Annotated in this window: 24 protein-coding genes and 2 tRNA genes; 18 read left to right on the top strand and 8 right to left on the bottom strand. The window is 57.2% G+C overall.

Annotated features, from left to right (window positions below):
* Positions 1-49 precede the first annotated feature (49 nt).
* A complete protein-coding gene (locus tag LPB19_RS12960) occupies positions 50-853 on the bottom strand; it encodes an inositol monophosphatase family protein (protein ID WP_206643317.1) in 804 nt (267 codons plus the stop codon).
* A gap of 183 nt (positions 854-1036) precedes the next feature.
* Between LPB19_RS12960 and trmJ the strand changes: the two genes are divergently transcribed.
* The 13 genes from trmJ to der all read left to right on the top strand — a co-directional run bounded on the left by trmJ (position 1037) and on the right by der (position 14000).
* The gene (gene trmJ, locus LPB19_RS12955) at positions 1037-1888 is read left to right on the top strand and encodes a tRNA (cytosine(32)/uridine(32)-2'-O)-methyltransferase TrmJ (RefSeq protein ID WP_206643316.1); all 852 of its coding nucleotides are present in this window, start codon (positions 1037-1039) and stop codon (positions 1886-1888) included.
* A gap of 8 nt (positions 1889-1896) precedes the next feature.
* Positions 1897-2679 carry a serine O-acetyltransferase gene (cysE, locus tag LPB19_RS12950; protein WP_206645792.1) on the top strand — a complete coding sequence of 261 codons (783 nt, stop codon included), beginning with the start codon at positions 1897-1899 and terminating at the stop codon, positions 2677-2679.
* A 76-nt stretch (positions 2680-2755) separates the two neighbouring features.
* Entirely contained in the window at positions 2756-3253 is a 498-nt protein-coding gene (gene iscR / locus LPB19_RS12945) for a Fe-S cluster assembly transcriptional regulator IscR (RefSeq protein WP_206643315.1), read from the top strand.
* 20 nt (positions 3254-3273) lie between these two features.
* Positions 3274-4422, top strand: a complete 1149-nt coding sequence (locus LPB19_RS12940) for an IscS subfamily cysteine desulfurase (protein WP_206643314.1) — start codon at positions 3274-3276, stop codon at positions 4420-4422.
* 68 nt (positions 4423-4490) lie between these two features.
* Complete coding sequence (ndk, locus tag LPB19_RS12935) at positions 4491-4919, top strand: nucleoside-diphosphate kinase (RefSeq protein WP_206643313.1); 429 nt, start codon at positions 4491-4493, stop codon at positions 4917-4919.
* A gap of 62 nt (positions 4920-4981) precedes the next feature.
* Positions 4982-6094, top strand: coding sequence for a 23S rRNA (adenine(2503)-C(2))-methyltransferase RlmN (rlmN, locus tag LPB19_RS12930; protein WP_206643312.1), 1113 nt, complete (start codon positions 4982-4984; stop codon positions 6092-6094).
* An 83-nt stretch (positions 6095-6177) separates the two neighbouring features.
* Complete coding sequence (pilW, locus tag LPB19_RS12925) at positions 6178-6942, top strand: type IV pilus biogenesis/stability protein PilW (RefSeq protein ID WP_206643311.1); 765 nt, start codon at positions 6178-6180, stop codon at positions 6940-6942.
* Positions 6932-8170 (top strand): RodZ domain-containing protein, encoded by a 1239-nt coding sequence (locus LPB19_RS12920; protein WP_206643310.1) that lies wholly within the window; start codon positions 6932-6934, stop codon positions 8168-8170. Before pilW ends, LPB19_RS12920 begins: the two co-directional genes overlap by 11 nt.
* Before the next feature lie 34 nt (positions 8171-8204).
* The gene (gene ispG, locus LPB19_RS12915) at positions 8205-9317 is read left to right on the top strand and encodes a flavodoxin-dependent (E)-4-hydroxy-3-methylbut-2-enyl-diphosphate synthase (RefSeq protein ID WP_206643309.1); all 1113 of its coding nucleotides are present in this window, start codon (positions 8205-8207) and stop codon (positions 9315-9317) included.
* A gap of 85 nt (positions 9318-9402) precedes the next feature.
* Positions 9403-10656, top strand: coding sequence for a histidine--tRNA ligase (hisS, locus tag LPB19_RS12910; RefSeq protein ID WP_407943963.1), 1254 nt, complete (start codon positions 9403-9405; stop codon positions 10654-10656).
* Positions 10657-10700: 44 nt separating this feature from the next.
* A complete protein-coding gene (locus tag LPB19_RS12905) occupies positions 10701-11354 on the top strand; it encodes a YfgM family protein (RefSeq protein ID WP_206643307.1) in 654 nt (217 codons plus the stop codon).
* Positions 11354-12523, top strand: coding sequence for an outer membrane protein assembly factor BamB (gene bamB, locus LPB19_RS12900; RefSeq protein WP_206643306.1), 1170 nt, complete (start codon positions 11354-11356; stop codon positions 12521-12523). The genes LPB19_RS12905 and bamB overlap by 1 nt, the downstream gene beginning before the upstream one ends.
* A gap of 55 nt (positions 12524-12578) precedes the next feature.
* Positions 12579-14000, top strand: a complete 1422-nt coding sequence (gene der, locus LPB19_RS12895; RefSeq protein ID WP_206643305.1) for a ribosome biogenesis GTPase Der — start codon at positions 12579-12581, stop codon at positions 13998-14000.
* Between the two features lie 25 nt (positions 14001-14025).
* On the opposite strand, the gene pta is transcribed toward der, so the two are convergent.
* The 3 genes from pta to LPB19_RS12880 are packed head-to-tail and all read right to left on the bottom strand — an operon-like array spanning position 14026 to position 19837.
* Positions 14026-16179 carry a phosphate acetyltransferase gene (gene pta / locus LPB19_RS12890; protein ID WP_206643304.1) on the bottom strand — a complete coding sequence of 718 codons (2154 nt, stop codon included), beginning with the start codon at positions 16177-16179 and terminating at the stop codon, positions 14026-14028.
* Between the two features lie 14 nt (positions 16180-16193).
* Positions 16194-17402 carry an acetate/propionate family kinase gene (locus LPB19_RS12885; RefSeq protein ID WP_206643303.1) on the bottom strand — a complete coding sequence of 403 codons (1209 nt, stop codon included), beginning with the start codon at positions 17400-17402 and terminating at the stop codon, positions 16194-16196.
* A 20-nt stretch (positions 17403-17422) separates the two neighbouring features.
* The gene (locus LPB19_RS12880) at positions 17423-19837 is read right to left on the bottom strand and encodes an EAL domain-containing protein (RefSeq protein WP_206643302.1); all 2415 of its coding nucleotides are present in this window, start codon (positions 19835-19837) and stop codon (positions 17423-17425) included.
* A 241-nt stretch (positions 19838-20078) separates the two neighbouring features.
* Here LPB19_RS12880 and ccoM point away from each other — a divergent pair, with 241 nt between their 5' ends.
* Complete coding sequence (gene ccoM, locus LPB19_RS12875) at positions 20079-20225, top strand: cytochrome c oxidase subunit CcoM (RefSeq protein ID WP_206645837.1); 147 nt, start codon at positions 20079-20081, stop codon at positions 20223-20225.
* Positions 20226-20291: 66 nt separating this feature from the next.
* On the opposite strand, the gene LPB19_RS12870 is transcribed toward ccoM, so the two are convergent.
* From LPB19_RS12870 to LPB19_RS12855, 4 genes are all read right to left on the bottom strand, one after another.
* Positions 20292-20367: transfer RNA gene (locus tag LPB19_RS12870), tRNA-Glu, on the bottom strand.
* Positions 20368-20443: 76 nt separating this feature from the next.
* Positions 20444-20980 carry a hypothetical protein gene (locus LPB19_RS12865; protein WP_206643301.1) on the bottom strand — a complete coding sequence of 179 codons (537 nt, stop codon included), beginning with the start codon at positions 20978-20980 and terminating at the stop codon, positions 20444-20446.
* A 55-nt stretch (positions 20981-21035) separates the two neighbouring features.
* Positions 21036-21947 (bottom strand): TIGR01777 family oxidoreductase, encoded by a 912-nt coding sequence (locus LPB19_RS12860; RefSeq protein WP_206643300.1) that lies wholly within the window; start codon positions 21945-21947, stop codon positions 21036-21038.
* Positions 21948-22004: 57 nt separating this feature from the next.
* Positions 22005-22376: a sirohydrochlorin chelatase gene (locus tag LPB19_RS12855; RefSeq protein ID WP_206643299.1), complete on the bottom strand. Its 372-nt coding sequence runs from the start codon at positions 22374-22376 to the stop codon at positions 22005-22007.
* A 100-nt stretch (positions 22377-22476) separates the two neighbouring features.
* On the opposite strand from LPB19_RS12855, the gene LPB19_RS12850 reads away from it, so the two are divergent.
* From LPB19_RS12850 to LPB19_RS12835, 4 genes are all read left to right on the top strand, one after another.
* Positions 22477-23079 carry a DUF924 family protein gene (locus tag LPB19_RS12850; RefSeq protein WP_206643298.1) on the top strand — a complete coding sequence of 201 codons (603 nt, stop codon included), beginning with the start codon at positions 22477-22479 and terminating at the stop codon, positions 23077-23079.
* A gap of 113 nt (positions 23080-23192) precedes the next feature.
* The gene (locus LPB19_RS12845) at positions 23193-23921 is read left to right on the top strand and encodes a TetR/AcrR family transcriptional regulator (RefSeq protein ID WP_206643297.1); all 729 of its coding nucleotides are present in this window, start codon (positions 23193-23195) and stop codon (positions 23919-23921) included.
* Between the two features lie 138 nt (positions 23922-24059).
* On the top strand, positions 24060-24782 hold the full coding sequence (locus LPB19_RS12840; RefSeq protein ID WP_206643296.1) for a murein L,D-transpeptidase catalytic domain family protein: 723 nt from the start codon (positions 24060-24062) through the stop codon (positions 24780-24782).
* A gap of 150 nt (positions 24783-24932) precedes the next feature.
* Positions 24933-25008, top strand: a tRNA-Gly gene (locus LPB19_RS12835).
* Positions 25009-25050: the final 42 nt, after the last annotated feature.

Below are 25050 nucleotides of genomic sequence, written 5' to 3'. Positions count from 1 at the left end.
AAACCGCCACTCCCGAGGGATGGCGGTTTTTTTTGTGGCTGATTTTCAATCAGCGGGGCAGGCGGCCCCGGAACGGATGCAGCGCCTTGAGTACTTCGCGGAACAGCTTGGGGTTGGCGACAACCAGTTGGCGGGCATTGCTGCCGGTCGACGGGTTACCGGAGAAATCGCCGACCAGTGCGCCGGACTCCATGGCCAGCGTGCCGCCAAGCTCCAGCTCCACTGCTTGCGGGCGGAAGAAGATGGCAGAATCGAGATGGCCGGCAGAAACCCGGGCAATGTCCAGTACCGGGCAGCCGGAGGTGCGCATCATGGCCGCTTCGCTGGCCAGAACGGCCGTCATCTCGCCCCAAAGCTGGGCGTCTTCGCTTTTGCGGGCCTGCTGAAGCAGGTTGGATGCAATCGCTGCCTGATTGATGCCCTTTACCTGAGACGTACGAACGCGACGACTGTTCAGGGCGGCGCCGTGGCCGCGGCTGGCAGAGTATTCCTCACCTGTAATCGGGTTGATGATCAGCAGGTTTTCGGTGCGGTTGTTTTTCTTCTGTGCCAGGGCGATGACAAAGTCAGGAATGCCCCGGAGAAAATTTTCGCTTCCTAGCAGTGGGTAAATGTGCCAGCTTCGCTCGGCGGTGCCTGCGTCAGTTTCGTTCAGCGGTGCGATGGTGTGGTCCTTGTAGGCCTTTTCCAATTGTTCGCTGAAGTTGTCATAAATCGACTGTTCGACCCGATCCAGCTGCCGGCGGCGCTCGCCATCCTCCGTGCTGTTGGGTTCCTGACGCTCGAAGTGGGCTTTCAGATAGTCAGAACCCTGGCGCGCAACGCGCAGGGCCATTTTAATCGCTGGTTGCATCTGAGTGTTCAATGTCCGAGTGTGTGAAGGCCGGCTATCATAGCAAAAGTTACTGCTGCTTGTACGTTTTTTGACTCAGCAATAGCACGGATAGCAACGGGTTGCGGCAACTTCGAAGCCTCGAAGCTACTCAGTTTTCTGGTACTATTGCCGCTTTCTTAATCTGGCGTGGATTTCGTAGCGATGCATAAACCGGCGCTTCCCCAGGAAGGCACTGACACTTTTCAGAACCAGATCCGTATTGTTCTGGTGGAAACATCCCACTCGGGCAATATCGGTGCGGTGGCCCGTGCCATGAAGAATATGGGGCTGGGCAACCTTTGGTTGGTGAATCCCGGCTCGTTTCCGGATGAGGCTTCGTACGCGCGCTCATCGGGTGCTTCAGATGTACTTGATCGGGCGCAGGTTGTGGCCTCACTCGATGAGGCGCTGGAGGACTGTGTGCTGGTGATGGGCACCAGTGCCCGCGGACGCAAGGTTCCCTGGCCGGTTATCGCACCGCCTGAGGCCGCCGCGACGGCAGGCGTACATGCGGCCAAAGGCTCGGTAGCTCTGGTGTTCGGTCGCGAGAGTTCCGGGCTGAACAACGAAGAGCTTCAGCGCTGCCATTACCACATTCATATCCCCTCGAACCCTGATTACAGCTCGCTGAATCTGGCGATGGCCGTGCAGGTGATATGCTATGAGTTGCGGATGCATTACCTGCGAGGCCTTGAAGGTGGTGACGCTAACCCCAATCTTAAACCCATGACCATGCCCGGTGACGAGGGTTGGGACGTGGATCTGGCGTCAGTAAAGGATGTGGAAGGATTTTTCAGTCACCTGGAACAGGTGTTGGTGGACGTCTCGTTCCATCGGCGGGAGAATCCTCGTCAGTTGATGACCCGTTTGCGTCGACTGTTTCAGCGGGCCAAGCTGGACCAGATGGAAGTTAATATCCTGCGGGGCATTCTGTCCTCCGTTCAGAAAGCAGTCGGTACCAAGGGCTCTGTGACGCCGGCTTCGGCAAAAACCGGGGCCCCGGATAAGGAATAGAGATGGCGATGTTCGAGCGATTAAGGGAAGACATTAATAGCGTTTTTCACCGAGACCCGGCAGCCCGGAATACCTTCGAGGTTCTGACCAACTACCCGGGGCTGCATGCGCTTCTGTTTCATCGCATGGCTCATTGGCTGTGGTGTCACGGCCTCAAGTGGGTAGCTCGAACCCTTTCCACGCTTGCCCGCTGGTTTACCGGGGTTGAGATTCATCCGGGGGCAACCATTGGGCGTCGGTTCTTTATCGATCATGGCATGGGTGTGGTCATTGGCGAGACCACGATCATTGGCGATGACGTAACCCTTTATCAGGGCGTCACACTGGGTGGTACCAGCTGGAACAAGGGCAAGCGGCATCCCACCATAGGCAATGGGGTGGTGGTCGGTGCCGGCGCGAAGATTCTCGGGCCGTTTGAAGTTGGCGAGGGCGCCAAAGTGGGCTCCAATTCGGTGGTCACCAAAGAGGTGCCGGCCGGAGCGACGGTGGTTGGCATTCCCGGTCGTGTCATCGTCAAGCGTCCTGAAGAGGGCGGAGAAGAAGTTCGGCGTAAGGAAATGGAACAACGCATGGGCTTCGACGCCTACGGCGTTACGGAAGAAATGCCTGACCCGGTGGCGCGTTCGGTTCGAGCCTTGCTTGATCACATGCATGCGGTGGATGATCGCATCGAAAACATGTGCCAGGCACTGAAGAAATTGAATGCCGATTATCCGAACGGAGAGTTGCCGCCGCTGGCCGAAGAGGACTTTGACTGTGTGCGGGACGAGCCTAGCCAGCGCCAGGGCTAATACTTGACTGTTTTAGTAGGTCAATTCATACTCGCTCCTGCTTTACCGGATTGATATCCACGCTCGGGCAGAGGTTATGAAACTCACGACGAAAGGCCGCTATGCCGTTACGGCGATGCTGGATCTGGCTCTGCATGGAGACCAGGGGCCGGTGAGTCTTGCCGACATTTCCTCCCGGCAGGAGATCTCGCTGTCTTACCTTGAGCAGCTATTTGCCCGGCTGCGCCGGGAGAATCTGGTAATCAGTATTCGCGGACCGGGGGGCGGCTACCGCCTGAGCCGAACACCCGATGACGTGTATATCGCCGAGGTGGTCGATGCGGTGAGCGAATCGCTCGATACTACGCGTTGCGGTAACAAAGGTGATTGCCAGAAAGGCGAAAAGTGCCTGACTCATCACCTGTGGTCCGATCTCAGTGATCAGATTCATCAGTTCCTGAGCGAAATCAGCCTGGGCGATCTGATGAAGAAGCATGAAATCCGCCAGGTTGCGGACCGGCAGAATCGCCGTCAGTCGGACGGTGCTTCTGATACGATCAATACCGACCGCCTGTCGAGTCAGGCGCCGGCCTGAACTCCAAGCCCAGAAACACCATGAATAAGCCCGTCTACCTGGATTACGCGGCGACGACGCCCGTTGATCCTTCTGTTGCAGAAGAAATGACCAAATACCTGACCCTGGATGGCGTGTTCGGCAATCCTGCGTCACGTTCGCACATGTATGGCTGGCAGGCTGAGGCTGCCGTTGAGCAAGCCCGGCGGCAGGTCGCCCAGCTGATCGGGGCCGATCCGCGGGAAATCGTCTGGACCTCCGGCGCCACCGAATCCGACAACCTGGCCATCAAGGGTGCCGTTGGCGGCTGGGAGCGGCCTCACATCATTACTTCGCTTATCGAACATAAGGCGGTGTTGGATACCTGCAAATGGCTGGAGCAGCGTGGCGTTGAGGTGACCTGGTTGCAGCCGCAGGGAGATGGGCGGATTCTTCCGGATCAGGTTGAGAATGCCCTCCAGGGCAACACCGTGCTGGTGAGCCTGATGTTGGTGAACAACGAGCTGGGCTGTGTCACCGATGTGGCAGCCATCGGCGCATTACTTCGCGATCGAGGGGTTCTGTTTCATGTTGACGCGGCTCAGGCCGCCGGCAAGCTGCCGCTGAATGTGGCCGAGTTGTCGGTTGACCTGATGTCACTGTCTGGCCACAAGGTATACGGCCCCAAGGGGGTGGGCGCACTCTACGTTCGCCGATCTCCGGACGTTCGGATTGAGGCGCAGATTCATGGTGGCGGTCATGAGCGGGGCATGCGTTCGGGCACGCTGCCCACTCATCAGATTGTGGGCATGGGGAAAGCCTTCGCGCTGGCCGGGGACCTTCTTGAGGAAGAAATGGGCAGCCTAGAGCAGCTGCGGGCGGACTTTCTTGCGCAGCTTGCTGACCTTGACGGGGTCACGCTCAATGGCAGTGCGCAGCATCGTGTGCCGGGTATCGTAAACCTTTCGTTTGACAGGGTGGAAGCGGAATCCCTGATGTTGGGGTTGCGAGAGCTGGCGGTGTCCTCTGGTTCTGCCTGCGCCTCGGCGACTATGGAGCCCTCTTTTGTGCTGCGAGGCATAGGGCTGAACGACGAGCAGGCTCACCGGGCCCTGCGCTTTTCGTTTGGTCGTTTCACGTCCTCTGATGATGTGAAGTTCGCCAGCAAACATATTATTGACGTTGTATCTCGCCTGCGCGCGGTGCGGTAGGCAGCCGGCTTAGGACTGCGTATAATCGCAGGCCTGAATTTTAACCCTGAACTTAATGGAGAAACACCATGGCAACTGAGCGTACGCTCTCTATTATCAAGCCCGACGCGGTAGCAAAGAACGTGATCGGCGAAATCTACAGCCGCTTTGAAAAAGCTGACCTGAAAATTGTTGCTGCCAAAATGATGCACCTGACTCAGGAGCAGGCCGAAGGCTTTTACGCTGAGCACAAAGAGCGTCCGTTCTTCAACGACCTGGTTGCCTTTATGACCTCTGGCCCGGTTGTGGTTCAGGTACTGGAAGGCGAGGGTGCCATCCTGAAGAACCGTGATCTGATGGGTGCAACCAACCCGAAAGAAGCTGAGGCCGGCACTATCCGTGCGGACTTTGCCTCTTCTATCGATGCGAACGCTGTTCACGGTTCGGACTCCGCAGCATCTGCTGAGCGCGAAGTAGCTTACTTCTTCAATGACAACGAGATCTGCCCGCGCGGCTGATTGGTTTGTCTGGAGGCGGCGATAAGCCGCCTCCGCATTGGTTATTTGATCGAGGTTATGTAATGACGGCGGCCGCTGAAAAAACGAATCTGCTAGGGATGCCAAAGACGAAGCTGGAGGCTTTTTTCGAATCCCTGGGGGAAAAACGTTTTCGTGCCACTCAGATCCTGAAGTGGATGCACCAGTCTGGTGTGGATGACTTCGATCAAATGACCAATGTCAGTAAGGCATTGCGTGAAAAACTGAAAGAGATTGCCGAAATTCGTGGTCCAGAGGTGGTGTATGACGAAACCTCGAAGGACGGGACCCGCAAGTGGGTTATGCGGATGGACAACGGCAACAGCGTTGAGACTGTTCTGATTCCGGATGGCGAACGTGGCACCTTGTGTGTGTCTTCGCAGATCGGTTGCAGCCTGGATTGCACGTTCTGCTCTACGGGAAAGCGGGGCTTCAACCGCAACCTCACCGCCGCCGAGATTATCGGGCAGGTCTGGGTAGCGCGCAAATCATTCATGCCGTTTGAAAACGGCTCGGACCGCCCCATCACCAATGTGGTGATGATGGGAATGGGCGAACCGCTGCTGAACTTCGATAACGTTGTCGACGCCATGAACCTGATGATGGAAGACCTGGCGTATGGTCTTTCCAAGCGTCGCGTGACGCTCAGTACCTCGGGTGTTGTTCCCGCTATTGATCGCCTGGGCGAGGTGACTGATGTGTCTCTGGCCATCTCACTGCATGCGCCGAACGACGAACTGCGTAACAAGCTTGTGCCGTTGAACAAGAAGTACCCGATCTCCGAGCTTCTGGCTGCCACGCGCCGGTATCTTGCCCGCCTCCCTGACAAGCGAAAGGCAACGATCGAGTACACGGTTATCGAAGGAATGAATGATCAGCCCGAACACGCCACGCAGCTGGTTAGCCTGCTGAGGGGGCTGCCGTGCAAGATCAATCTGATTCCGTTCAATCCTTTCCCGGAGAGCGATTTCAAACGCCCGAGCATGAATGCAACCCGCCGGTTCCAGGCGGTACTGAATGAGGCGGGTTATGTGACGACGATTCGTACCACTCGCGGCGACGACATTGATGCCGCGTGCGGTCAGTTGGTCGGGCGCGTAGAGGACAGGACTCGGCGAAGTCAGCGATATATTGATGTTCAGCAGGTTAATCCCTGATCCGATAACCAGCAACAAGCCTGTATGAGGTAGGTGACACTGTGACATCCGGAAAGGCAAATTGGCGTTTAGAGGCTGTAGCCATGCTGCTGGCTGCTTTGTTTGTCACAGGTTGCGTGACCACGGTAGATAGCCGTTTTTCCCGGGAGGCTGATCGCCAGGAAGCCATCGAGGATTACGTTCAGCTGGCAACCGCCTATATCGGACAGGGCAACCTTGAGCGCGCCCGTCACCACCTTGATCGGGCGCTGGAGCTTGATGCCGACAGTGCCTCCGCCAGGGCCGCTATGGGCCTGGTCTACAACACGGAGGGCGAGACCGAACTGGCAGAATCCAGTTTTGAGCGAGCCATCGATGCAGATCCGGACTACACCCGGGGCAGGGTTTATTACGGCGCGTTTCTGTTCGGACAGAACCGGATGGAAGAGGCGCGTGACCAGTTCAGGGCCGCCTCACGGGATACCGATTACAAGGAGCGGGGCTCGGTGTTCTATAACCTGGGGATGACCGAAGAGCAGCTTGACCAGTCAGAACAGGCCGAAGCCGCGTACCGAAGGGCGGTTGAGCTGTCCCGCGGGGACGCCCGTTCATTGTTGGCACTGTCTCGTGTGTTAGCCGATCAGGGCGACTACAGCAATGCCTCTAGATACTACTCACGTCTTACCTCAGTGATGCAGAGAAACCAGCGACTGCGCCATTCTCCGGAGAGTCTGCTCACGGGGATTCGTATCGCACATAACATGAACGACCATGACCAGGCGGCCAGTCTTGCGCTGCAGCTGAAGAATAACTACCCAGAGTCAGTCGAATACCAACAATATAAGGTGCTGATTTCCAATGGCCAATGATGAAGTATCTCAGCCGGAACCCAGGGAGTCGGTTGGGCAAAAGTTGAAAAGGGCGCGTGAGCAACTTGGCTTGAGCGAGACCGACGTTGCCAATGCCCAGCACCTGAGAACCGGCGTTATTCAGGCTATTGAGGCTGGTGAATTCAAGAAAATCGACAGCGAGCTCTTCTTGAAAGGCTACGTCAGGGCCTACGCTCGCATGGTCGGCCTGGGCGCAGATGAGATCATCAGCGACCTGGATGAGGAACTCGAGCCTCTGCGGGCGGCCAAACAGGAGGCGGTTGAGGCAAACCCGCTGATCAATATTGAGCGGCGTCGTGAAAAGAAACGCCGTGTGGCTCGTGGTCTCTTTTTTACCGGGATTCTGGTGTTGGCCGGCTACCTGGCGTTTGCGTTCATTTTGCCGAAAACCGATTTTGAATTCCCGTCAGAGCTGTTTAACGCCTCCGCCCCGGGTGATACCGAAGGGGCTCTGGAAGATCCCGAAACGAGCGCAGGACCGGACAGCGAAAGCACTCTGGAGCAGCAAACGCTGGAACCGGAACTGACTTCTCCAGAAGGAACCGGCAGCGCGGAAGAAAGCCCGGCGACAGCAACGGTGTCTGAGGCAGGTGGTGCGCCTGAGCTCGATTCCGCCGCCCGGGAGCAAGCCGCTGGTGGGACAGCTGAGCAGGATGAGCGACCACTTGACGACAGAGTTGCTGACACGAGTTCTGAAGTGCCGGTATCGGATGCCTCGGACGAGGCCTCAGTTGAGGAGCCATTGCTGTCTGAAAGTGTGGCTGATATCACAGAGTCCGAATCGGTAGCTACAGAAACCAGCACGCAACAACAGGCGGCAGTCGGCGACGGCGAGGTCTCGGAAACCATGACTCAGGAGCCGGTGGTCGGCGAACCGGGGCTGGAGTCAGAGACAGACTCAGCGGCCCCGGAGTTAACGGAAGCGGCGCCGGTTCAGGCAACCGAGGACTCCGCCGGTACCACCGTAAGCCTGGAGATCAGTTTTATCGGCGATTGCTGGATTCAGGTTACCGATGCGGACGGTGACCGGCTGGTGAGCGCGCTTCGCCGCAGCGGCGACCGCCTTGAAGTTTCCGGAACGGCGCCGTTGAGCGTAGTTGTTGGTGCCGTCGATGCGGTTAGTGCCATCCAGTTTGCCGGCCAGCCCGTGGACCTCAGCAATTTCCGCGTTGTAAACAATCGTTCGGAGTTCACTCTGTCGTTGTGAACACCATAAACCAAGAGTTATCGGTCAATACCCTATGAAACAGGAATCCCCGATCGTAAGACGCAAATCCCGTCAAATCATGGTGGGCAATGTTCCCGTTGGTGGTGATGCGCCGATTGCGGTGCAGAGTATGACCAACACCAATACCTGCGACGTCGAGGCAACGGTTCAACAGGTCAAGGCGCTTGAAGAGGCCGGCGCCGACATCGTCCGTGTTTCCGTTCCAACGATGGAAGCAGCGGAAGCGTTCGGCCAGATTCGCGATAAGGTCAACCTGCCACTGGTTGCAGATATTCATTTTGACTACAAAATCGCCCTCCGTGTTGCTGAGCTGGGCGTTGATTGCCTGCGCATCAACCCGGGCAACATCGGGCGTGAGGATCGGGTCAGTGCGGTGATCAGTGCTGCGCGGGATCGAAACATTCCGATCCGCATCGGTGTGAATGCCGGGTCTCTGGAAAAAGAGCTCCAGCGCAAGTACGGTGAACCGACTCCCGAGGCATTGGTGGAGTCGGCCATGCGCCACATCGACATCCTCGATCGTCACGATTTCCAGAACTTCAAGGTGAGCCTCAAGGCTTCCGAAGTATTCATGACCGTCGCTGCCTACCGCAATATTGCCAGCCAGATTGAACAGCCGCTGCATTTGGGGATCACCGAGGCTGGCGGGTTCCGCTCCGGTACCGTCAAGTCCTCGATCGGGCTGGGCATGCTGCTGATGGACGGCATTGGTGACACCATCCGGGTATCCCTCGCGGCGGATCCGGTACAGGAGATCAAGGTTGGTTACGACATCCTGAAAAGCCTTAGATTGCGCAGCCGTGGCATCAACTTTATTGCCTGCCCGAGTTGTTCGCGTCAGAACTTCGATGTTATCCAGACCATGAACGACCTCGAGGCTCGCCTTGAGGACGTTAATACCGCAATGGACGTGGCCATCATTGGCTGTATTGTCAACGGCCCGGGTGAAGCGAAAGAGGCCGATATCGGCCTGACCGGGGGCAGTCCGAAAAACCTGTTTTATCTGTCTGGCAAGCCCAACCAAAAGCTGGATAATGCCACGCTAACCGACGATCTTGAGCGTCTGATACGTGACGAAGTAGCGCGGCGGCAGGAGCAGGACGAAGCGATCATCGCCCGTTCCTAGGGTTGAGCCCGTTCGGTTCATTGATTCCAGTTGATAGCAATAGGTTTAAGGGTTTCACTTGGCTAAGATTCAGGCAATTCGAGGCATGAACGACATCCTGCCGGAGCAGTCACCGGTGTGGCAGTTTGTCGAGGACACCGTTCGTAACGTGCTCGGGCAATACGGCTATCAGGAAATCCGTATGCCGATCGTCGAGCAGACTGACCTTTTCAAGCGCTCCATCGGTGAAGTGACCGATATCGTTGAAAAGGAAATGTACACCTTTGAAGACCGCAATGGCGACAGCCTGACGCTTCGCCCAGAGGGCACTGCCGGGTGTGTGCGTGCTGCTGAGGAACATGGACTGCTGTTCAATCAGACCCGCCGGCTCTGGTACATCGGGCCGATGTTTCGCCACGAACGCCCTCAGAAAGGTCGATACCGTCAGTTCCATCAAATCGGCGTGGAGTGCTTCGGCATGACCGGCCCGGATATCGATGCCGAACTGCTGATTCTTACCGCGAGACTCTGGAAGTCGTTGGGGCTCGGCGGCCACACTCGTCTGGAAATCAACTCCCTCGGCACCTCGCAGGCTCGAAAGGTCTACCGCGAAGCGCTGGTGGCTTACCTGGGCCAGTACAAAGATCAGCTGGACGAGGACAGCAAGCGCCGTCTGGAAACTAATCCCTTGCGGATCCTGGACAGCAAGGATGCGTCTACCCGGGCGATTCTTGAAGGCGCGCCGAGCTTCGACGATTACCTTGACGATGAATCTCGTGCTCACTTTGAGCAGCTGAAGGCATTGCTGGACGCGGCGGATGTGGCTTACACCGTAAACCCGGCACTGGTACGTGGCCTCGATTACTACGGGAAGACGGTTTTTGAGTGGGTCACTGACAGCCTTGGCGCCCAAGGCACCGTCTGTGCGGGAGGTCGTTACGACGGACTGGTTGAGCAGCTCGGCGGCAAGGCCACGCCCGCGGTCGGTTTCGCAATGGGATTGGAGCGCCTGATTTTGTTGCTTGAAACCCTTGATCTCATCCCGGCGCACGTCACCAGTAATGCCGATATCTATGTCACCGCGATGGGCGAGGCGGCAGTCCCGCAGGCCATGGTTCTGGCTGAATCGCTTCGCAGCGCGTTACCCGGGCTGACCATTGTGTCCCATTGTGGGGGGGGCAGCTTCAAGAGCCAGATGAAAAAGGCTGACAAAAGCGGGGCCCGTTATGCTCTGATCATCGGCGAAAACGAACTTGCAAATGGCACCGTTGCACTGAAGCCGTTGCGTTCCGATGAAGGCCAGCAGGAAATCGAGCAGGCGAAACTGGCCACCACGCTGAGCAACGTTTTTAATCACTGAAATTACCTCGAACAACAACGTAAAACTGATTTACAGGAGTCACAATGGCTGAATTGCGCACCGAAGAAGAACAGATCCAGGCAATTAAGGACTGGTGGAAGAAAAACGGTAGTTCTTTGCTGATTGGTATCGGTGCTGCCCTGGCGATTGTCTTTGGCTGGCAGGCTTGGCAGAACCATGAGACGCAGCAACGTGCTGAAGCCGCGGCCCAGTTTGCCAACCTTCTGAATGCTTTCGGCAACCAGTCTGATGAAACCACTGGCGAAACCGTCGATTTCGTTGCCAAGGCGCTGCGGGAAGATCATGGTGACAGTGCCTACGCGGTATACGGCAATCTGATTCTGGCAAAGCAGCATCTGGTGGACGGTGAGGCGGAAGCCGCCATCGAAGCGCTGAAGTGGGCTCAGGATCAGGCCGGCGACCATCAGGCACTTAAGCTTGTGATCCAGAATCGCCTCGCCCGGGCCCAGTTTGATGCCGGCCTTCACGACGAAGCGCTTGCCACGATTGACGGGGCGAGCGACGCTGGCCCCTTTGCGCCGATCTTCTCCGAATTGCGAGGCGACATCCTGCTGGCCAAGGGCGACGAAGCGGGGGCGAAGGAAGCCTATCTGGCTGCGCGCGAACAAAGTGACGCTGGCCGAACCGGCATCCTGGAGCTGAAGCTGTCTGACCTCGGCGTTGGAGAGGGGGCCTGATGCGGCGCTCTCGCAACAGACTATCAGCGCCCGGATTACTGGGGCTCGCCGTCCTGCTTGGCGCGGCTGGTTGCAGCACCACGGATACGTTCGAACAGCCGCGGCCGGTACCCGACATCGAAGCCTCTGTCGAGCTGGAGCCGGTCTGGAGCATGTCGGTCGGCGACGGCCATGATGATGAGTATCTGTACCTCTCGCCGCTCAATACCGGTGATGTACTGTATGCCGCGTCGGCCGATGGCACGGTGTATGCCGTTGGTGCGGACCAGGGCAAGGTGGTTTGGAAAAAAACACTGAAGGATCGGATTTTCTCCGGTGTAGGAGGAGACGCTGAACGTCTTTACCTGACCACTCAGGAGGCGGATCTTGTTGCGCTTTCGCGGGAAGATGGTGCGGAAGCCTGGCGGGTTGAGCTACCCACTGAGGTACTCTCGGCGCCTCAATCCAATGGCCGAATGGTTGTTGCCCAGACGACCGATGGGCGTGTGCTCGCCTTTGATGCCGCCACCGGTGACAAACTCTGGCGTTACGACGGAGTGGTTCCGGTCCTGTCGATGCGAGCCGCTGCCGCACCGCTGGTTGGCGGGGATGTGGTCATTGCATCGTTCTCCAACGGCAAGCTGATTGCGTTGTCAGCGGATAGCGGCCAGCCGCTTTGGCAATACGCGGTGGGCGAGCCTCAGGGCAGAACCGAACTCGAGCGACTCGTTGATATCTCCGGACAACCCATTGTAGTGGATACCGCCATCATGGCGGTTGGGTATCAGGGCAAGCTGGCGTTGGTGGATGTGCGCACCGGACAGGAAATCTGGAATCGCAAGGCTTCCAGTCTCTATTCCCCCACGATTGGCGGTGGAAACATCTACCTGGCGTCGGCCAACGGGAACGTGGTTGCGCTTCGTGGCTCGGACCGGCGTGAACTCTGGACTCAAGATCGCCTGGCCTGGCGTCAGCTGACCCAGCCTGTGATTTCCGGTGACTATCTCGTGGCAGGAGATTACGAAGGCTACCTGCACGTGTTTTCCCGTGAGGATGGCAGCCTGCAGGGCCAGTTGGATTTCGATGATGACGGTATCCGCGTACCGGCACAGCGGCTGGAGAATGGTAACCTGTTGATCTATGGTAACGGCGGCAGGATGTCAGTCCTGCAAATACAGCCCAGCGAATAAACCCGCAGCCCGGCTCCCAGTCCGGGCTGTTTTTCTTTTTCAAGTAGCGAAACATATGACCCCAGTAATTGCACTTGTCGGCCGTCCCAACGTTGGTAAGTCGACCCTGTTCAACCAAATGACCCGGTCCCGTGACGCCCTGGTTGCGGACTTTCCCGGTCTGACACGTGACAGGAAATACGGTGATGGCAACTACGAGGGGCAGCGTTTCATCGTTATTGATACCGGCGGTCTGACCGGAGATGAAGAGGGTCTGGATGCCGAAATGGCGCGGCAATCCCTGCAAGCGGTGGAAGAGGCGGACATCGTTCTGTTCCTGGTGGATGGCCGGGCAGGCCTGACCGCCGGAGACGAAACCATCGCCAACCATCTGCGTCGTTCCGGGAAACAGGCCCATTTGGTGGTGAACAAGACCGACGGTCAGGACCCCGACATTGCGGCGGCAGATTTCTACAGTCTTGGATTCGAGTCGACCTTCCTGATTGCGGCATCCCATAACCGGGGCATACGGTCGTTGCTGGAAGAACTGCTGCCAACGCCTGAGGAAACTGCGGAGCAGGATAGTGCCAGCAAGTACCCGGGTATTCGTATTGGCGTTGTCGGTCGTCCGAACGTTGGCAAGTCGACTCTTGTCAACCGAATGTTGGGTGAGGACCGGGTGGTGGTTTATGACATGCCGGGAACCACACGTGACAGCGTTTATATACCCTATGAGCGGCACGGCAAAGAGTACACTTTGATTGATACCGCGGGCGTTCGTCGACGGAAGAATGTCCGTGAAACCGTCGAGAAGTTTTCCATCATCAAGACGCTTCAGGCTATCGAGGACGCTCACGTTGTGATTTTGGTCATCGATGCCCGTGAAGGGCTCGTGGATCAGGATTTGCACCTCATCGGGTTTGTCCTTGATGCCGGTCGTTCGCTGGTCATTGCTGTCAACAAGTGGGATGGCATGGACCCGGAGGAGCGCGCGCGAGTGAAAGAGCAGGTGCGGCGCCGTCTGGATTTCCTCGATTATGCGGACAAACACTATATTTCCGCTCTGCACGGCTCCGGTGTTGGCGTCATGTATGAATCTGTCCAGGCTTGCTACGACTCGGCCATGGCCAAGTGGCCAACCAATCGACTCACCGCGATCCTGCAGGATGCCGTATCTCAACACCAACCCCCGATGGTGCAGGGCCGGCGCATTAAGTTGCGTTTTGCTCACCAGGGTGGATCGAATCCTCCCCGCATTGTGGTGCACGGGAATCAGGTGGATGCTTTGCCAGGTTCCTACAAACGGTTTCTTGAAAACACCTTTCGAAAAGTTCTGGATGTGACCGGCTCGCCCATTCGTTTCGAGTTCAAATCCGGCGAAAACCCTTACGCCAACAAAGTCGAGCGTATGACGCCGCGGCAGCGGGTTAAAAAGGACAATGACCTGAAGAAGGGACGCCAGGTCAAGAAGACACGTCAGAAGAGTGTAAAGCGCTGATTATGAAAGAAAGCCGCGACGGGGCTTAGCCCCGTTTAGCGTCTTCTGCCTGCTTGGCCTGTACCGCGGTCAGGGCAATAGTAAAGACAATGTCTTCAACCAACGCTCCCCGAGACAGATCATTCACCGGCTTTCTCAGGCCCTGAAGCATCGGGCCAATACTCACCACGTTGGCACTGCGCTGAACGGCCTTGTAGGTAGTATTGCCCGTGTTCAGATCCGGAAATACAAACACTGTGGCCTTTCCGGCCACCTGACTGCCCGGCGCCTTGCTCTTAGCCACGCTTTCGATGGCCGCAGCGTCGTACTGCAAAGGACCGTCAATAAGCAAGTCAGGCCGCCGGTCGCGGGCAATGCGTGTGGCCTCACGAACCTTGTCGACGTCCTGGCCGCTGCCGGATTCGCCGGTGCTGTAGCTGATCATGGCAACCACCGGCTCGATGCCGAAGGCCTCTGCGGATTCGGCGCTCTGAATCGCGATGTCAGCGAGTTCTTCGGCGTTCGGGTCTGGATTGATCGCGCAGTCGCCGTACACCAGCACCTGCTCCGGCAGCAGCATGAAAAAGACAGACGACACCACCTTGGCGTGTTCATGGGTCTTGATCAGCTGCAGGGCAGGACGGACCGTGTTTGCAGTGGTGTGGATTGCGCCCGAAACCAACCCGTCAGCTTCATCCAGCGCCACCATCATAGTGCCAAGAACTACGTTGTCTTCGAGCATCGCTTCGGCCATATCCGGGGCCAGACCCTTGTGTTTTCGCAGCTCCACCATGGCATGGATGTAGTTGTGGCGAACCTCTGAAGGTTCGATAACCTCGATGTCGGCTGGTAACTCAAGCCCCTGTGATCGAGCCACGTCCTCAATGTCCGCCCGGTGGCCGATAAGCACGCAGTGAGCCAGATGGCGTTGGTGGCAGATAATCGCGGCCTGCACGGTTCTGGGCTCGCTACCTTCAGGCAGAACAATCCGTTTCTGGGCGGCTCTGGCGCGTTCGGAAAGCTGGTGTCGAAATGCTGGCGGAGACAGGCGGCGCTGACGCTCAACTTTCAGATGCCGTTGCAGCCAGTCGGTGTCGATTCGCGTGGCGACAGCTTCCATGGCCAGCTCGATTCGCTCCCTGTCATCCACCGGTATAGCGGCTGACAAGTTGGCCAGCCGATGCGCAGTTTCATAGGTGTTACTCTCGGCCGAGAGCACGGGAAGGCCAGTCTCAACCGCCCTCCGGCACAGATCAATGACCCGGTCGTGGGGCATCAGTCCACCGGTGAGCATCAGGCCAGCCAGCGGAACGCCGTTGAGGGCGGCCACGGCAGTGGCCACAATGATGTCTTCCCGATCCCCGGGCGTGACCAGCAGGGTGCCCGCGGTCAGAGTATCGACCACATTGCGCAGGCTCTGGGCAACCACCGCCACTTTCTGGATTCTGCGCGTGTGCATCTGGCCGTCGTTGAGCACATGAATGTCCAGCTCCCGGGCAATGTCCGAGACTCGCGGTGCCAGCAGTTCCGGCTGCCACGGAATCTGCGCCAGCAGTCTGAAGCGATTTTCGCTGAACACCTTGCAGGCGCTTTGGTAATCATTGTCTTCCGGCGGCTTCTCCGGAGCGCCTTTCAGCGACAGTCTGGAGTTTACGGGCTGGCCCACCTTGTTGAGGATAACCGCAATCACATCCGGGTCTGATGGGTCGGCGTAGAGGCGTGCGGAAAAATCGAGTTCCTCATCCAGTGCGGCCGGCTCAGCGTCTTCCGGCGCTGCAACCAGGATCACTTCAGAGCCGAGGTTGCGGGCTACCTCAACGTTGAGGCGGGCAATATAGGCCTCGCTCCGGTCCGGCACCAGGCCTTCAATAACCACCACATCCACCTGTTCGGCCACTTTCTGGTATTCACCGACAATCAGTTCCATCAGGTAGTCGGACTTGCCCCTGTTGAGCAGTTGCTGCGCTTTTTTCAGGCTGACCGGTTCCGGTGTCTCGACCCTGCTGTGTTGCCGGACAAATTCCACCGATGCGTCCTTGCCTTCGTTGTGAACGGATTCACCATGGTGGACAGCTTGCTGGAAAGGCTTGTAAAAGCCGACACTGACCCCCACACGTTCCAGCGCACGATGAAGGCCAAGGCACACCGAGGTCAGGCCGGAGTGCATAGAGGTGGGGGCAATAAAGAGACTTTTTGCCATAACACGAATCCTTGTTATTGGGCGCCGTCGCGAGCCATAGGGCTTCCCGCCAGGCGTGTGGCTTCATTGGCGATGACCAGTTCTTCGTTGGTGGGGATTACTATCACTGGAAACCGGGAATCGGGGTTGCTGATAATGCCGTCGCTGAATCCGCCGTGGGCGTGGTTCAGTTCAGCATCCAGATCAAACCCGAGGAGGCCGAGGTGGCTACAGGTCTGCTGGCGGATCCGGCTGCTGTTTTCGCCAATGCCGCCGGTAAACACCAGGGCATCAAGCTGGCTCAGCGATGCCATCATGGCGCCAATGTACTTGGCCAGCCTGAAACAGAAAACGTCAACGGCGAGACGGGAGGGTTCGTGGCCATGATCCGCCAGGTCACACAGCGTGCGCATGTCGTTGGTCTGGCCGGACAGCCCCAGCAAACCGCTTTCCTGATTGAGCACCTTGCTCAGTTGGTTGGCGGTGATGCCTTTGGTACTCAGGTAATCGAATAGCCCGGGGTCGACATCACCACTACGGGTGCCCATTACCAGACCTTCCAGTGGCGTCAGCCCCATGCTGGTGTCGACACTGTTGCCATCCCGAATGGCAGTAATGCTGCAGCCGTTGCCCAGGTGAGCGGAAATCAGGGAGGTGGTGGCTGGGGTGCGATCAAGCCGGCGGGCGGCTTCCCTCGTCATGTAGTAATGACTGGTGCCATGAAAGCCATACCGTCGCACGGCCCACTGGCGGTAATAGTGGTCGGGCAAGGCATACCGATAGGCTCTGGGCGGGAGTGTCTGGTGAAATGCGGTATCGAAAACCGCAATCTGGGGCACCGTCGGGTAGAGCTTGCGCATGGCCTCAATGCCGGCGAGGTTAACAGGGTTGTGCAGCGGCGCCAGCCCCGAGCACGCCTGAATACTTTCAAGCACGTCATCATCGACCAGAACCGCTTCCCGAAAGGTTTCGCCACCGTGCACGACCCGATGGCCGACCGCGGTTGGGTCGGATGTCATCAGACCCTCTTCTTTCAGGGCTGCGAGCACAGCTTGCAGGGCAGCCTCGTAGCCGCCCTCGGCGGGGATGGTGATCTGGGTTTCCAGGCCCTGAATGCGGGCAACCGCATGCGGCGTATTCAGGCGTTCAACAAGAACCGTGGCAAGCTTCTGGTCCTTGCGATCGAACAGGGCAAGCTTGAGGGATGAGCTGCCGCAATTCACGACGAGAGTGGTTGGTTCCATAACTGTTTGTTTCCTGAGTATCAGGCCTGAACGCGCTCGTTAGATTCGAGCCATTCCTCGAATTTCTGGTGGGGAAGAGGGCGGCTGTAGAAGTAACCCTGCGAAAAATCACAGCCCTCCTGCTTGAGGAAGTGGGTCTGGGCTTCCTCTTCAACGCCCTCCGCTATCACGCGCAGGCCGAGGCTATGAGCCATATTGATAATGGCTTTGACCAGCGAAGCGTCTTCAGGCTCCTTCATCACATCCTGAACGAAGGATTTGTCGATCTTGAGTGTGTCGAAGGGATAACTCTTCAGGTAGCTCAGCGCGGAATAGCCGGTGCCAAAGTCATCTACGGACAGTCGGACGCCAGCCCGATCCAGGCGGCGCAGGATTTCGGCGGTCTCGATGGAGTTATCCAGAATGAGTCGTTCGGTGACCTCAAGTTCAAGCAGTGCCGGAGCCAGGCCACAGTCTGCAAGCGTGCGCATTACAGCGTCGGGGAAGCCGGGATCACGGAACTGCCGTGGCGATACATTGACCGATATGCCAATGTCCCGCCCGGTGACTGCTTTCCAGCGAACGGCAGCCTGGCAGGCTTGCTCAAGTACCCACTCTCCGATGGGGATGATCAACCCGGTATCTTCCGCCAACGGGATAAACCGGTCCGGCATCACAAGGCCCATGGCCGGATTGCGCCAGCGTAACAGCGCTTCCACGGCGCACAAGTTGCCCGAATCGGTATGAACGATGGGCTGGAAATTCAACTCCAGCTCTTTCAGCTCCAGGGCGCGACGCAAGCGAGATTCCATCTGCAGGCGGTCCTGGGAAACCTCGGTCATCTCGGGTGTGAAATGGGCATAGGCGCTCTTGCCTTTGCTCTTGGCCTGGTACATGGCGGCATCTGCGTGCTGGAGCAGGGTGCCGCTGTTATTTGAATCCTCTGGAAAGGTAGCGATCCCGATACTGGTGGTGACAAACACCTCCTGCCCGCTCAACACGTAGGGCGGTATAAACGTCTGAAGGATACGTTCAGCAACCTGGTCCGCCGACTCCTTTTCCGGCAATCCCGGCAGAATGACCAGGAACTCGTCGCCGCCCAAGCGGGCCACTGTGCTGGTGCCGCGCAGGCAGCTGGAAATACGCCGGGCCGCTTCCACCAGGAGGTTGTCGCCAGCGTCATGCCCCAGGGTGTCATTGATGTGTTTGAAGTTGTCGAGATCAAGGAACATTACACCGACCATCGACGCTTCCCGGTGCGCCTGGGCCAGTGCCAGTTTCAGGCGATCCAGTGCGAGCATCCGGTTGGGCAGCCCCGTAAGAACGTCGTAATTGGCCTGCCGCAGCAATTGTTGCTCGTACCGCTTGCGGATACTGATATCTTCACCAAGGATCAGGTACCCGGATGTATCGCCGGCGTTGTCCTTGATGGGGGTGACGATCAGCTGTTCCCAGAAGCGTTCGCCATTTTTCCGTGCGCTGTTCACTTCGCCTTGCCATACCCCGACGCGCTGAACCTGGAGCCGAATGGATTGCCAAAGCTGCTGATTTTCACGACTGTTAAACGCGCTTGGGTCCAGGTTGCCGGGATGTTTGCCGACAATTGTCTCGGGCGCGTAACCGGTTAACTGGGTGAACTTGTGGTTGGCGAACTCAATACGCCACTGACGGTCGCAAATCAGTACCGACGAAGGGCTTTGTTCGATGACCTTCGAGAACTTGCGTATTTCCGCAGCGTCTCGTTCCTGGCGCTGCAGATCTTCGTTCAACCGCTCGCGCATCTGATTGATCGCGTCGGTGACCTGGCCGAGCTCATCCCGCTGGTTGGCGGAGGTATTGGGCCGATCAAGTTCAAGCGGCCGAGACAGGTTACTGAGAGAAAAATTCTGGGTGTAATTCGCCATATGGGAAAGATGACGGGTCACCAGGTATCTGAAAATCCAGATAACGAGTATGGAGACAAAGAACGTCTTCAGGAATTGGGTCGCCAGAATGACCCAGACCTTGCGCTCAAGATCATCGTAAAGCCGGGTTAGATCGGCGGTTACCGTCAGTTCTCCGAGCTTGATAGAGCGGTCGCTTTCATGAGTGAGCTCGAAACGGTGGGACCGCGTTTTGGCGCCTTGGGAGAGTTCCCCCATGACCACCTCGGAGTCGGGCTGGCGGAGTCGCAATTGCACGATGTCTGGCAGGCTCAGAATACCCTCCATCTGGGTTCTGAGCAGGGCGCCGTCCAGGGACCAGAGGCTTTTCGACAAACTCGACCCGTAGCCCGATTCCACTACTTCCAGGTGATACTCAATCTGATGGAGGTCTTCCCGATAGTCGGAATAGATCTGTATGGCAGAGGCAACGAGCGAAAAGACAGAGCTGAACAGCAGTATCCATGCGAGGAGTCGGAATGAAAGTGGCGAGCTCTGGCGGAATCGTTGGAGTCGGTTCGACAGTGTTGGCATGCCTGTTACTTCTGAAGTCCAGTCAATGTCGGGAATAGTTATGATCCGATGGACCGAATATAGCAGTAGTGTTTTGCCTATGTCCCGCAAATATTGGATATCTGGAAAGAAATGTACCGGTGGTCAGGATTTTTCCGTGGGCAGGGAAGGCGGGTTTGATATGGGTCAATAACTCGCAGGGCAAGCGGGCGTAGGTTAGACCTATCGGATATCAATGTGCCTGTGGAGGTGACTTATGTATATGGACGCGGTTGTAATTGCCGGGTTGGTTGTGGTTTTGCTGGTGGTTGGTTTCTTTGGCGGTGTTGCTGTGTTTGTGGCTAAAGACCAGAAGCAACATGGGCCGGGGGCCAGTGCCAAGTCAGATCATGCCGGGCATAAACTCTAGGTCTGACTGGAAGGCTTTCAGTAAGCAAAAGCGGGATAGTCTGCGAGCAAGAGCAGGAGAAAAAAATGGCGTCCCCTAGGGGGTTCGAACCCCTGTTGCCGCCGTGAAAGGGCGGAGTCCTAGGCCACTAGACGAAGGGGACGCAACGTTTCTTTAACCTTGCCTCGTCGAGGTGGCGCGTATATTAGTGAAGCCCATTTGGTGTGTCAACGCTTTTTTCAGAAAAATTGTCCGGCCTGTTTCAGGCACTGCTTAAGCTCGGATGCCAGAACGTCAAACAGGGCTGAGGTGCCCTGGTTATGATGAATTTCAAAGATTCTCGCCGCCGTGGCATGGTGCTGGGGTGGTACCTGCGCTACGACGTCGCTCACGTCGGTGTTCAGGGTCGCTGCAAGGCTGAACTCATAACGCAATTTGCTTTCCCCGGCACACTGGTGAAAGTAATTTTCACGAGTACCTGGTTCAGGCACGCCCCGTCTGTCGAACACGCCCTTTGCGCACTGAGCATACTGCGAGTGAACCGTGGAATGGGCTTCGACGATGCCCTCGCTGTCGGCAAAGCTCAGCAAGGCTTCGAGGCGGCGAGCGCCCGGATCGGTCAAGTCAGGCAGGGACGCCTTGAGGGTTTCCATATCCAAACCCCGGTCGGCCAGCTGAAGGATAGTCAGGTATTCACTGGTTATGAGGCTGCAAGACTCGTAACTCTGGAGGGCATTCGCTTCGTCAGACTGGGCGCCACTGGCCAAATTGGCCATAAAGAGTGTCAAGATGCCCAGCCTGCACATCTTTGAAGCATTGTGCCTGGCCATTTCAATGCCCTTTCTGAAAAATATCTTCAAGTGCTGTGCGCAGGTCCGGAAACTGGAAAGTGAATCCCTCTTGCAGGAGTTTTTCTGGGCGTGCCTTTTGCCCGGTGAGCAGCAGCCGGGACATATCACCCAGCGCCACTTTGAGTGCGGTCTCCGGCGCCGGCAATAGGGTGGGTCGATGAAGAACGTCCCCAAGGCACCGGGTAAATTCGCTGTTAGAGACGGGATTCGGACTCACCACATTGTAGGGGCCATTGGCGTCGGCGTTCTCGAGCATCCAGGTCAGAGCGCCAACCACGTCAGTGCGGTGTATCCAGGGCATGTACTGCTGTCCGCTGCCGAGTCTGCCGCCCAGCCCAAGCTTGAAGGGAAGACTCATCCGCTTCAGAAATCCGCCATCGGGGCCAGCTACGATGCCTGTTCGTGACAGGCAAACCCGCACATTGTCGGCCGTCAGCGCGAGCGCAGCGTTCTCCCAGTCCCGGCACAGCTGGTGGGTGAATTCGTCGTGGGGCGCAGTGGTCTCTGTTACGTCCATGTCTCCCTGGTCGCCGTAGTAGCCGACTGCCGAGCCGGAAACCAGAACCTGGGGAGGTGCTTCCCAGCTGCGGACCACCTCGACCAGTGTTTGGGTCAGTCCTATGCGGCTATCCCTCAGTGCCTTCTTCCTGGCATTGCTCCAGCGCTGGTCAGCAATGCCTTCTCCGGCGAGATTGATAATGGCGTCAAAGCCAGGGTGGGATCGCAACTGCGACAGATCTCGAGTCGTTTCGACTGGGCCGCACAGTGACATGACCGTGCTGGCTGGCTGGCGGCTGAGTACCGTGAGCTCGTAGCCTCGGTTAATAAGCACTGGGCAGAGTTCCTGGCCGATGAAGCCGGTACCGCCCGTCAAGAGTATGCGCTGAGGCATGGTTCAATCCTCCAGATGACAATCCGTGTGGGAGGTTGCTGGTCCTTTTACAGTATCTTACTGTGTATCAGCCTGCAGCTCCGTGACAACGGCATCGCGGATAGCGTGGCCCAGCTGGGGACTTTCTCCGATCGGAGGCGCGAGCTGTATGGACACATTATGGGCCGCTTCTAATGTCTTGACCATCACGGGAACGTCTTTACGGAGATGACGGCCGGCAGCGAGAAACAGCGGAACGATGGTGAATGATGTACACCCGGCGTTGGCTCCTTCGGCTATGACGTCTTCCAGTGAGGGGGACGCGAGCTCCATGTAAGCGATCCGCGAGCCGTCGACAGCCTCCAGCGTTGGTGTCGCGAGTTTTTCGAAGGTCTCGCACCAGTGCCTGTCACTACTCCCGTGTGCCAACAGAATAATGCGGTTGCTCATTGAACCTCCCGGTTAATCATATTTACCGTGCGTGTCGTAACTGCCATTGATCGCGACCATGGTGAGCGAATCGAGATCTAACATAGCAGGGTGGATGTGAATGTTCGATTGGAAAGAGATTCTGGATTTCTGGTTTGGTGAGTTAGACGAAAATGGTTTGCCGGACCACTTCCATCGCAACCGCTGGTTCCGCTCTGATCGAAAGTTTGACCAGGAGCTTCGGCGGCGATTTATGTCGATGATTCTGTTCGCGTCCGAGCAGGGGCTGGACCACTGGAGGGACAAGGCTGGCGGCGTACTCGCAGAGATCCTCTTGCTCGACCAGTTTTCCCGGAATGTCTTTCGTGGCTCGGCTCTGGCTTTCGCGCAGGATGCCCAGGCGAAAAAGTTGTGTTATCGGGCGATGCGGGAGGGGCTCGATATGCAGCTGCCACCGGTTCAGCGTGCTTTTATCTACATGCCGCTTCAGCACTCCGAGCGAGAGCAAGATCAGCAAGTTTCGGTGGAGTGCTATGAGCAACTAGCGGCGTCAACATCGGGAATGCTTCAGACGTTTATGCAGAGTTTCGCCCAGTCGGCCCGCGACCATCGGGATATCGTGGGCCGTTTTGGCCGCTTCCCTCATCGCAATCGCATCTTGGGTCGCACGTCCACCCCCGAAGAGTTGGAGTATCTGAAGTCCGGGCGGCGCTTTGGCCAGTAAGGCTGCTGAATCGGCACCGAGCCCACCCGTTTTGACGATTTCGTCAAGGTTTCCGTGCGCTCCATTCTTCATACTGTTGGTCGGCATATGGTCAACAGGGAAGGAGCGCCAGCATGGGACAAATGGAACCAGCCTCGAGCGTCAGCATCAAGCCTCAGAGGGAGCTCGCTAAAACCTTCCCGGCGTACCAGGGACGAAAAGTCGCCAGAGCAAAAAGCGCCGCCCGCCGAAAAGCCATCCTCGAGGCTACGCTCAGGCTTGCGGCGCGAGAGGGAATACGGGGCGTAAAGCATCGCTCCGTTGCCCGCGAAGCGGGTGTTCCCCTCGCCGCGACGACCTATTATTTTCGCGATATTAATGAGCTGATCAGCGATGCCTTCCTGCTGTTCGCCGAGAGAGCCAGTCAGGATATACAGTCGTTTTGCGACACGCTCAACCTGGTCCTTGATCACCAGCCTCCGGAAGATCTTGTTCGGAACAGTCCGCGGCGGAATTTGCTTGCCAGGCGCCTGGCCGTCATCGCCAATGCCTTTCTTGAGAGTCATCTCGTCGAGGGTCGAGACCACATTCTGGTCGAACAGGTCTTTCTGATTGAAGCACTGAGGGAGCCCCGGCTCGCTGAACTGGCCCGCCGACACCGGCAGCTGTGGATTGTCGGTCTCACAGGCATATTCCAGCGGCTTGATTCGCCCCAGCCCCACCAGGATGCGGCACTGGTGGTCGATCTCGCTTTTGGTATGGGGTATGACCAGTTGCTGGGCCTGCATGGCAGCGATGCTTCATCGCTGCAACGAAGTGTCAAGCGTATGGTCGACCTCGTCCTTGGGGTTGGTTACCAATAGCATGGAACGCTTTCGTTATTTTGCGTTTTGTAGGAAAGATGTACAGCCGGGCCTCTCTGTGTTCCCCGATTGATAGAATCCGCGTCAACGCTTTGCCGGCGCCCAATCGGACCGGCCTCAAATGCTCGGGGATTCTGAATGCGATTGGCATTACGGTTGGTTTGTTTTTCTGCTTTGGCAGTGACTGGTATTTCTTTTTCCTTCCCCTCCCATGGCTTTTCTTTCGATGAGGTGTTGGTTGAGCACTTGGCTCAATCAGCTCCCAGGCTTGATCAGGCGGTACTGCGGCAGGCGGTGACTGCGTCCCAATGCGCTGTGATTAACGGCGTGGCCGTTCCGGAGCGCCTCGCTGTCATCGATTTTTCACTGCCTTCCAGTGAAGAGCGGTTGTGGATCTTTGACTTGGCCACCGGTGAACTGATTCTTCGGGATTTGGTGGCACACGGAAAGAATTCGGGTTTCTTTCGGTCTGACTCATTCTCGAATGTGGAGGGCAGTCATCAATCCAGTGTAGGGCTGTTCCGGGGCAGTGAATCCTATTACGGTAAGCACGGCTATTCCCTCCGATTGGACGGCTTGGAGCCGGGCTTCAATCATCTTGCCCGCCAGCGCGCTATTGTCATCCACGGGGCCGACTACGTCAGTGATGCCTGGGTCGCTGAATATGGGCGAATTGGGCGCAGCCATGGTTGTCCGGCTGTCGACAACCAGGTGGTTCGCCGAGTGGTTGATAGCCTGAAGGGGGGGCAGTTGGTGTTCAAATACTATCCGGATCAGCACTGGGTTGAGCGTTCCTCGTTTTTGAACTGCAAGGCGGGCACGGTTGCGGAGTTGTCTGGGGTTGGCGAAAATCCCGGTTGAAAGCTGTTCGATTTATGGCCGGACTGATCGGTTTTTCATCAAATTTTCTGGCCTGGAAAAAGAGTTAAAAAAACTTCTGGAAAAGTGGTTGACGACCGCTCCGTGATCCGTAGAATACGCTTCCGTTGTCGGCATCAACCGACACGAATTGCGGGAATAGCTCAGTTGGTAGAGCACAACCTTGCCAAGGTTGGGGTCGCGAGTTCGAATCTCGTTTCCCGCTCCAGATCTTAAGAAACCCGGCTTCTCAGGAGGCCGGGTTTTTTCG

Origin of the sequence: Marinobacter salinisoli, from assembly GCF_017301335.1 — a bacterium.
GTDB classification, from domain to species: domain Bacteria; phylum Pseudomonadota; class Gammaproteobacteria; order Pseudomonadales; family Oleiphilaceae; genus Marinobacter; species Marinobacter salinisoli.
The sequence above is the reverse complement of the archived record's forward strand: the minus strand, read 5'-3'. Positions and strand labels throughout refer to the sequence as shown.

Excerpts from the sequence above, each read along its gene's own strand:
- LPB19_RS12960 (WP_206643317.1), bottom strand. The coding sequence starts at position 853 with ATGCAACCAGCGATTAAAATGGCCCTGCGCGTTGCGCGCCAGGGTTCT.
- trmJ (WP_206643316.1), top strand. The coding sequence starts at position 1,037 with ATGCATAAACCGGCGCTTCCCCAGGAAGGCACTGACACTTTTCAGAAC.
- cysE (WP_206645792.1), top strand. The coding sequence starts at position 1,897 with ATGTTCGAGCGATTAAGGGAAGACATTAATAGCGTTTTTCACCGAGAC.
- iscR (WP_206643315.1), top strand. The coding sequence starts at position 2,756 with ATGAAACTCACGACGAAAGGCCGCTATGCCGTTACGGCGATGCTGGAT.
- LPB19_RS12940 (WP_206643314.1), top strand. The coding sequence starts at position 3,274 with ATGAATAAGCCCGTCTACCTGGATTACGCGGCGACGACGCCCGTTGAT.
- ndk (WP_206643313.1), top strand. The coding sequence starts at position 4,491 with ATGGCAACTGAGCGTACGCTCTCTATTATCAAGCCCGACGCGGTAGCA.
- rlmN (WP_206643312.1), top strand. The coding sequence starts at position 4,982 with ATGACGGCGGCCGCTGAAAAAACGAATCTGCTAGGGATGCCAAAGACG.
- pilW (WP_206643311.1), top strand. The coding sequence starts at position 6,178 with ATGCTGCTGGCTGCTTTGTTTGTCACAGGTTGCGTGACCACGGTAGAT.
- LPB19_RS12920 (WP_206643310.1), top strand. The coding sequence starts at position 6,932 with ATGGCCAATGATGAAGTATCTCAGCCGGAACCCAGGGAGTCGGTTGGG.
- ispG (WP_206643309.1), top strand. The coding sequence starts at position 8,205 with ATGAAACAGGAATCCCCGATCGTAAGACGCAAATCCCGTCAAATCATG.
- hisS (WP_407943963.1), top strand. The coding sequence starts at position 9,403 with ATGAACGACATCCTGCCGGAGCAGTCACCGGTGTGGCAGTTTGTCGAG.
- LPB19_RS12905 (WP_206643307.1), top strand. The coding sequence starts at position 10,701 with ATGGCTGAATTGCGCACCGAAGAAGAACAGATCCAGGCAATTAAGGAC.
- bamB (WP_206643306.1), top strand. The coding sequence starts at position 11,354 with ATGCGGCGCTCTCGCAACAGACTATCAGCGCCCGGATTACTGGGGCTC.
- der (WP_206643305.1), top strand. The coding sequence starts at position 12,579 with ATGACCCCAGTAATTGCACTTGTCGGCCGTCCCAACGTTGGTAAGTCG.
- pta (WP_206643304.1), bottom strand. The coding sequence starts at position 16,179 with ATGGCAAAAAGTCTCTTTATTGCCCCCACCTCTATGCACTCCGGCCTG.
- LPB19_RS12885 (WP_206643303.1), bottom strand. The coding sequence starts at position 17,402 with ATGGAACCAACCACTCTCGTCGTGAATTGCGGCAGCTCATCCCTCAAG.
- LPB19_RS12880 (WP_206643302.1), bottom strand. The coding sequence starts at position 19,837 with ATGCCAACACTGTCGAACCGACTCCAACGATTCCGCCAGAGCTCGCCA.
- ccoM (WP_206645837.1), top strand. The coding sequence starts at position 20,079 with ATGGACGCGGTTGTAATTGCCGGGTTGGTTGTGGTTTTGCTGGTGGTT.
- LPB19_RS12865 (WP_206643301.1), bottom strand. The coding sequence starts at position 20,980 with ATGGCCAATTTGGCCAGTGGCGCCCAGTCTGACGAAGCGAATGCCCTC.
- LPB19_RS12860 (WP_206643300.1), bottom strand. The coding sequence starts at position 21,947 with ATGCCTCAGCGCATACTCTTGACGGGCGGTACCGGCTTCATCGGCCAG.
- LPB19_RS12855 (WP_206643299.1), bottom strand. The coding sequence starts at position 22,376 with ATGAGCAACCGCATTATTCTGTTGGCACACGGGAGTAGTGACAGGCAC.
- LPB19_RS12850 (WP_206643298.1), top strand. The coding sequence starts at position 22,477 with ATGTTCGATTGGAAAGAGATTCTGGATTTCTGGTTTGGTGAGTTAGAC.
- LPB19_RS12845 (WP_206643297.1), top strand. The coding sequence starts at position 23,193 with ATGGGACAAATGGAACCAGCCTCGAGCGTCAGCATCAAGCCTCAGAGG.
- LPB19_RS12840 (WP_206643296.1), top strand. The coding sequence starts at position 24,060 with ATGCGATTGGCATTACGGTTGGTTTGTTTTTCTGCTTTGGCAGTGACT.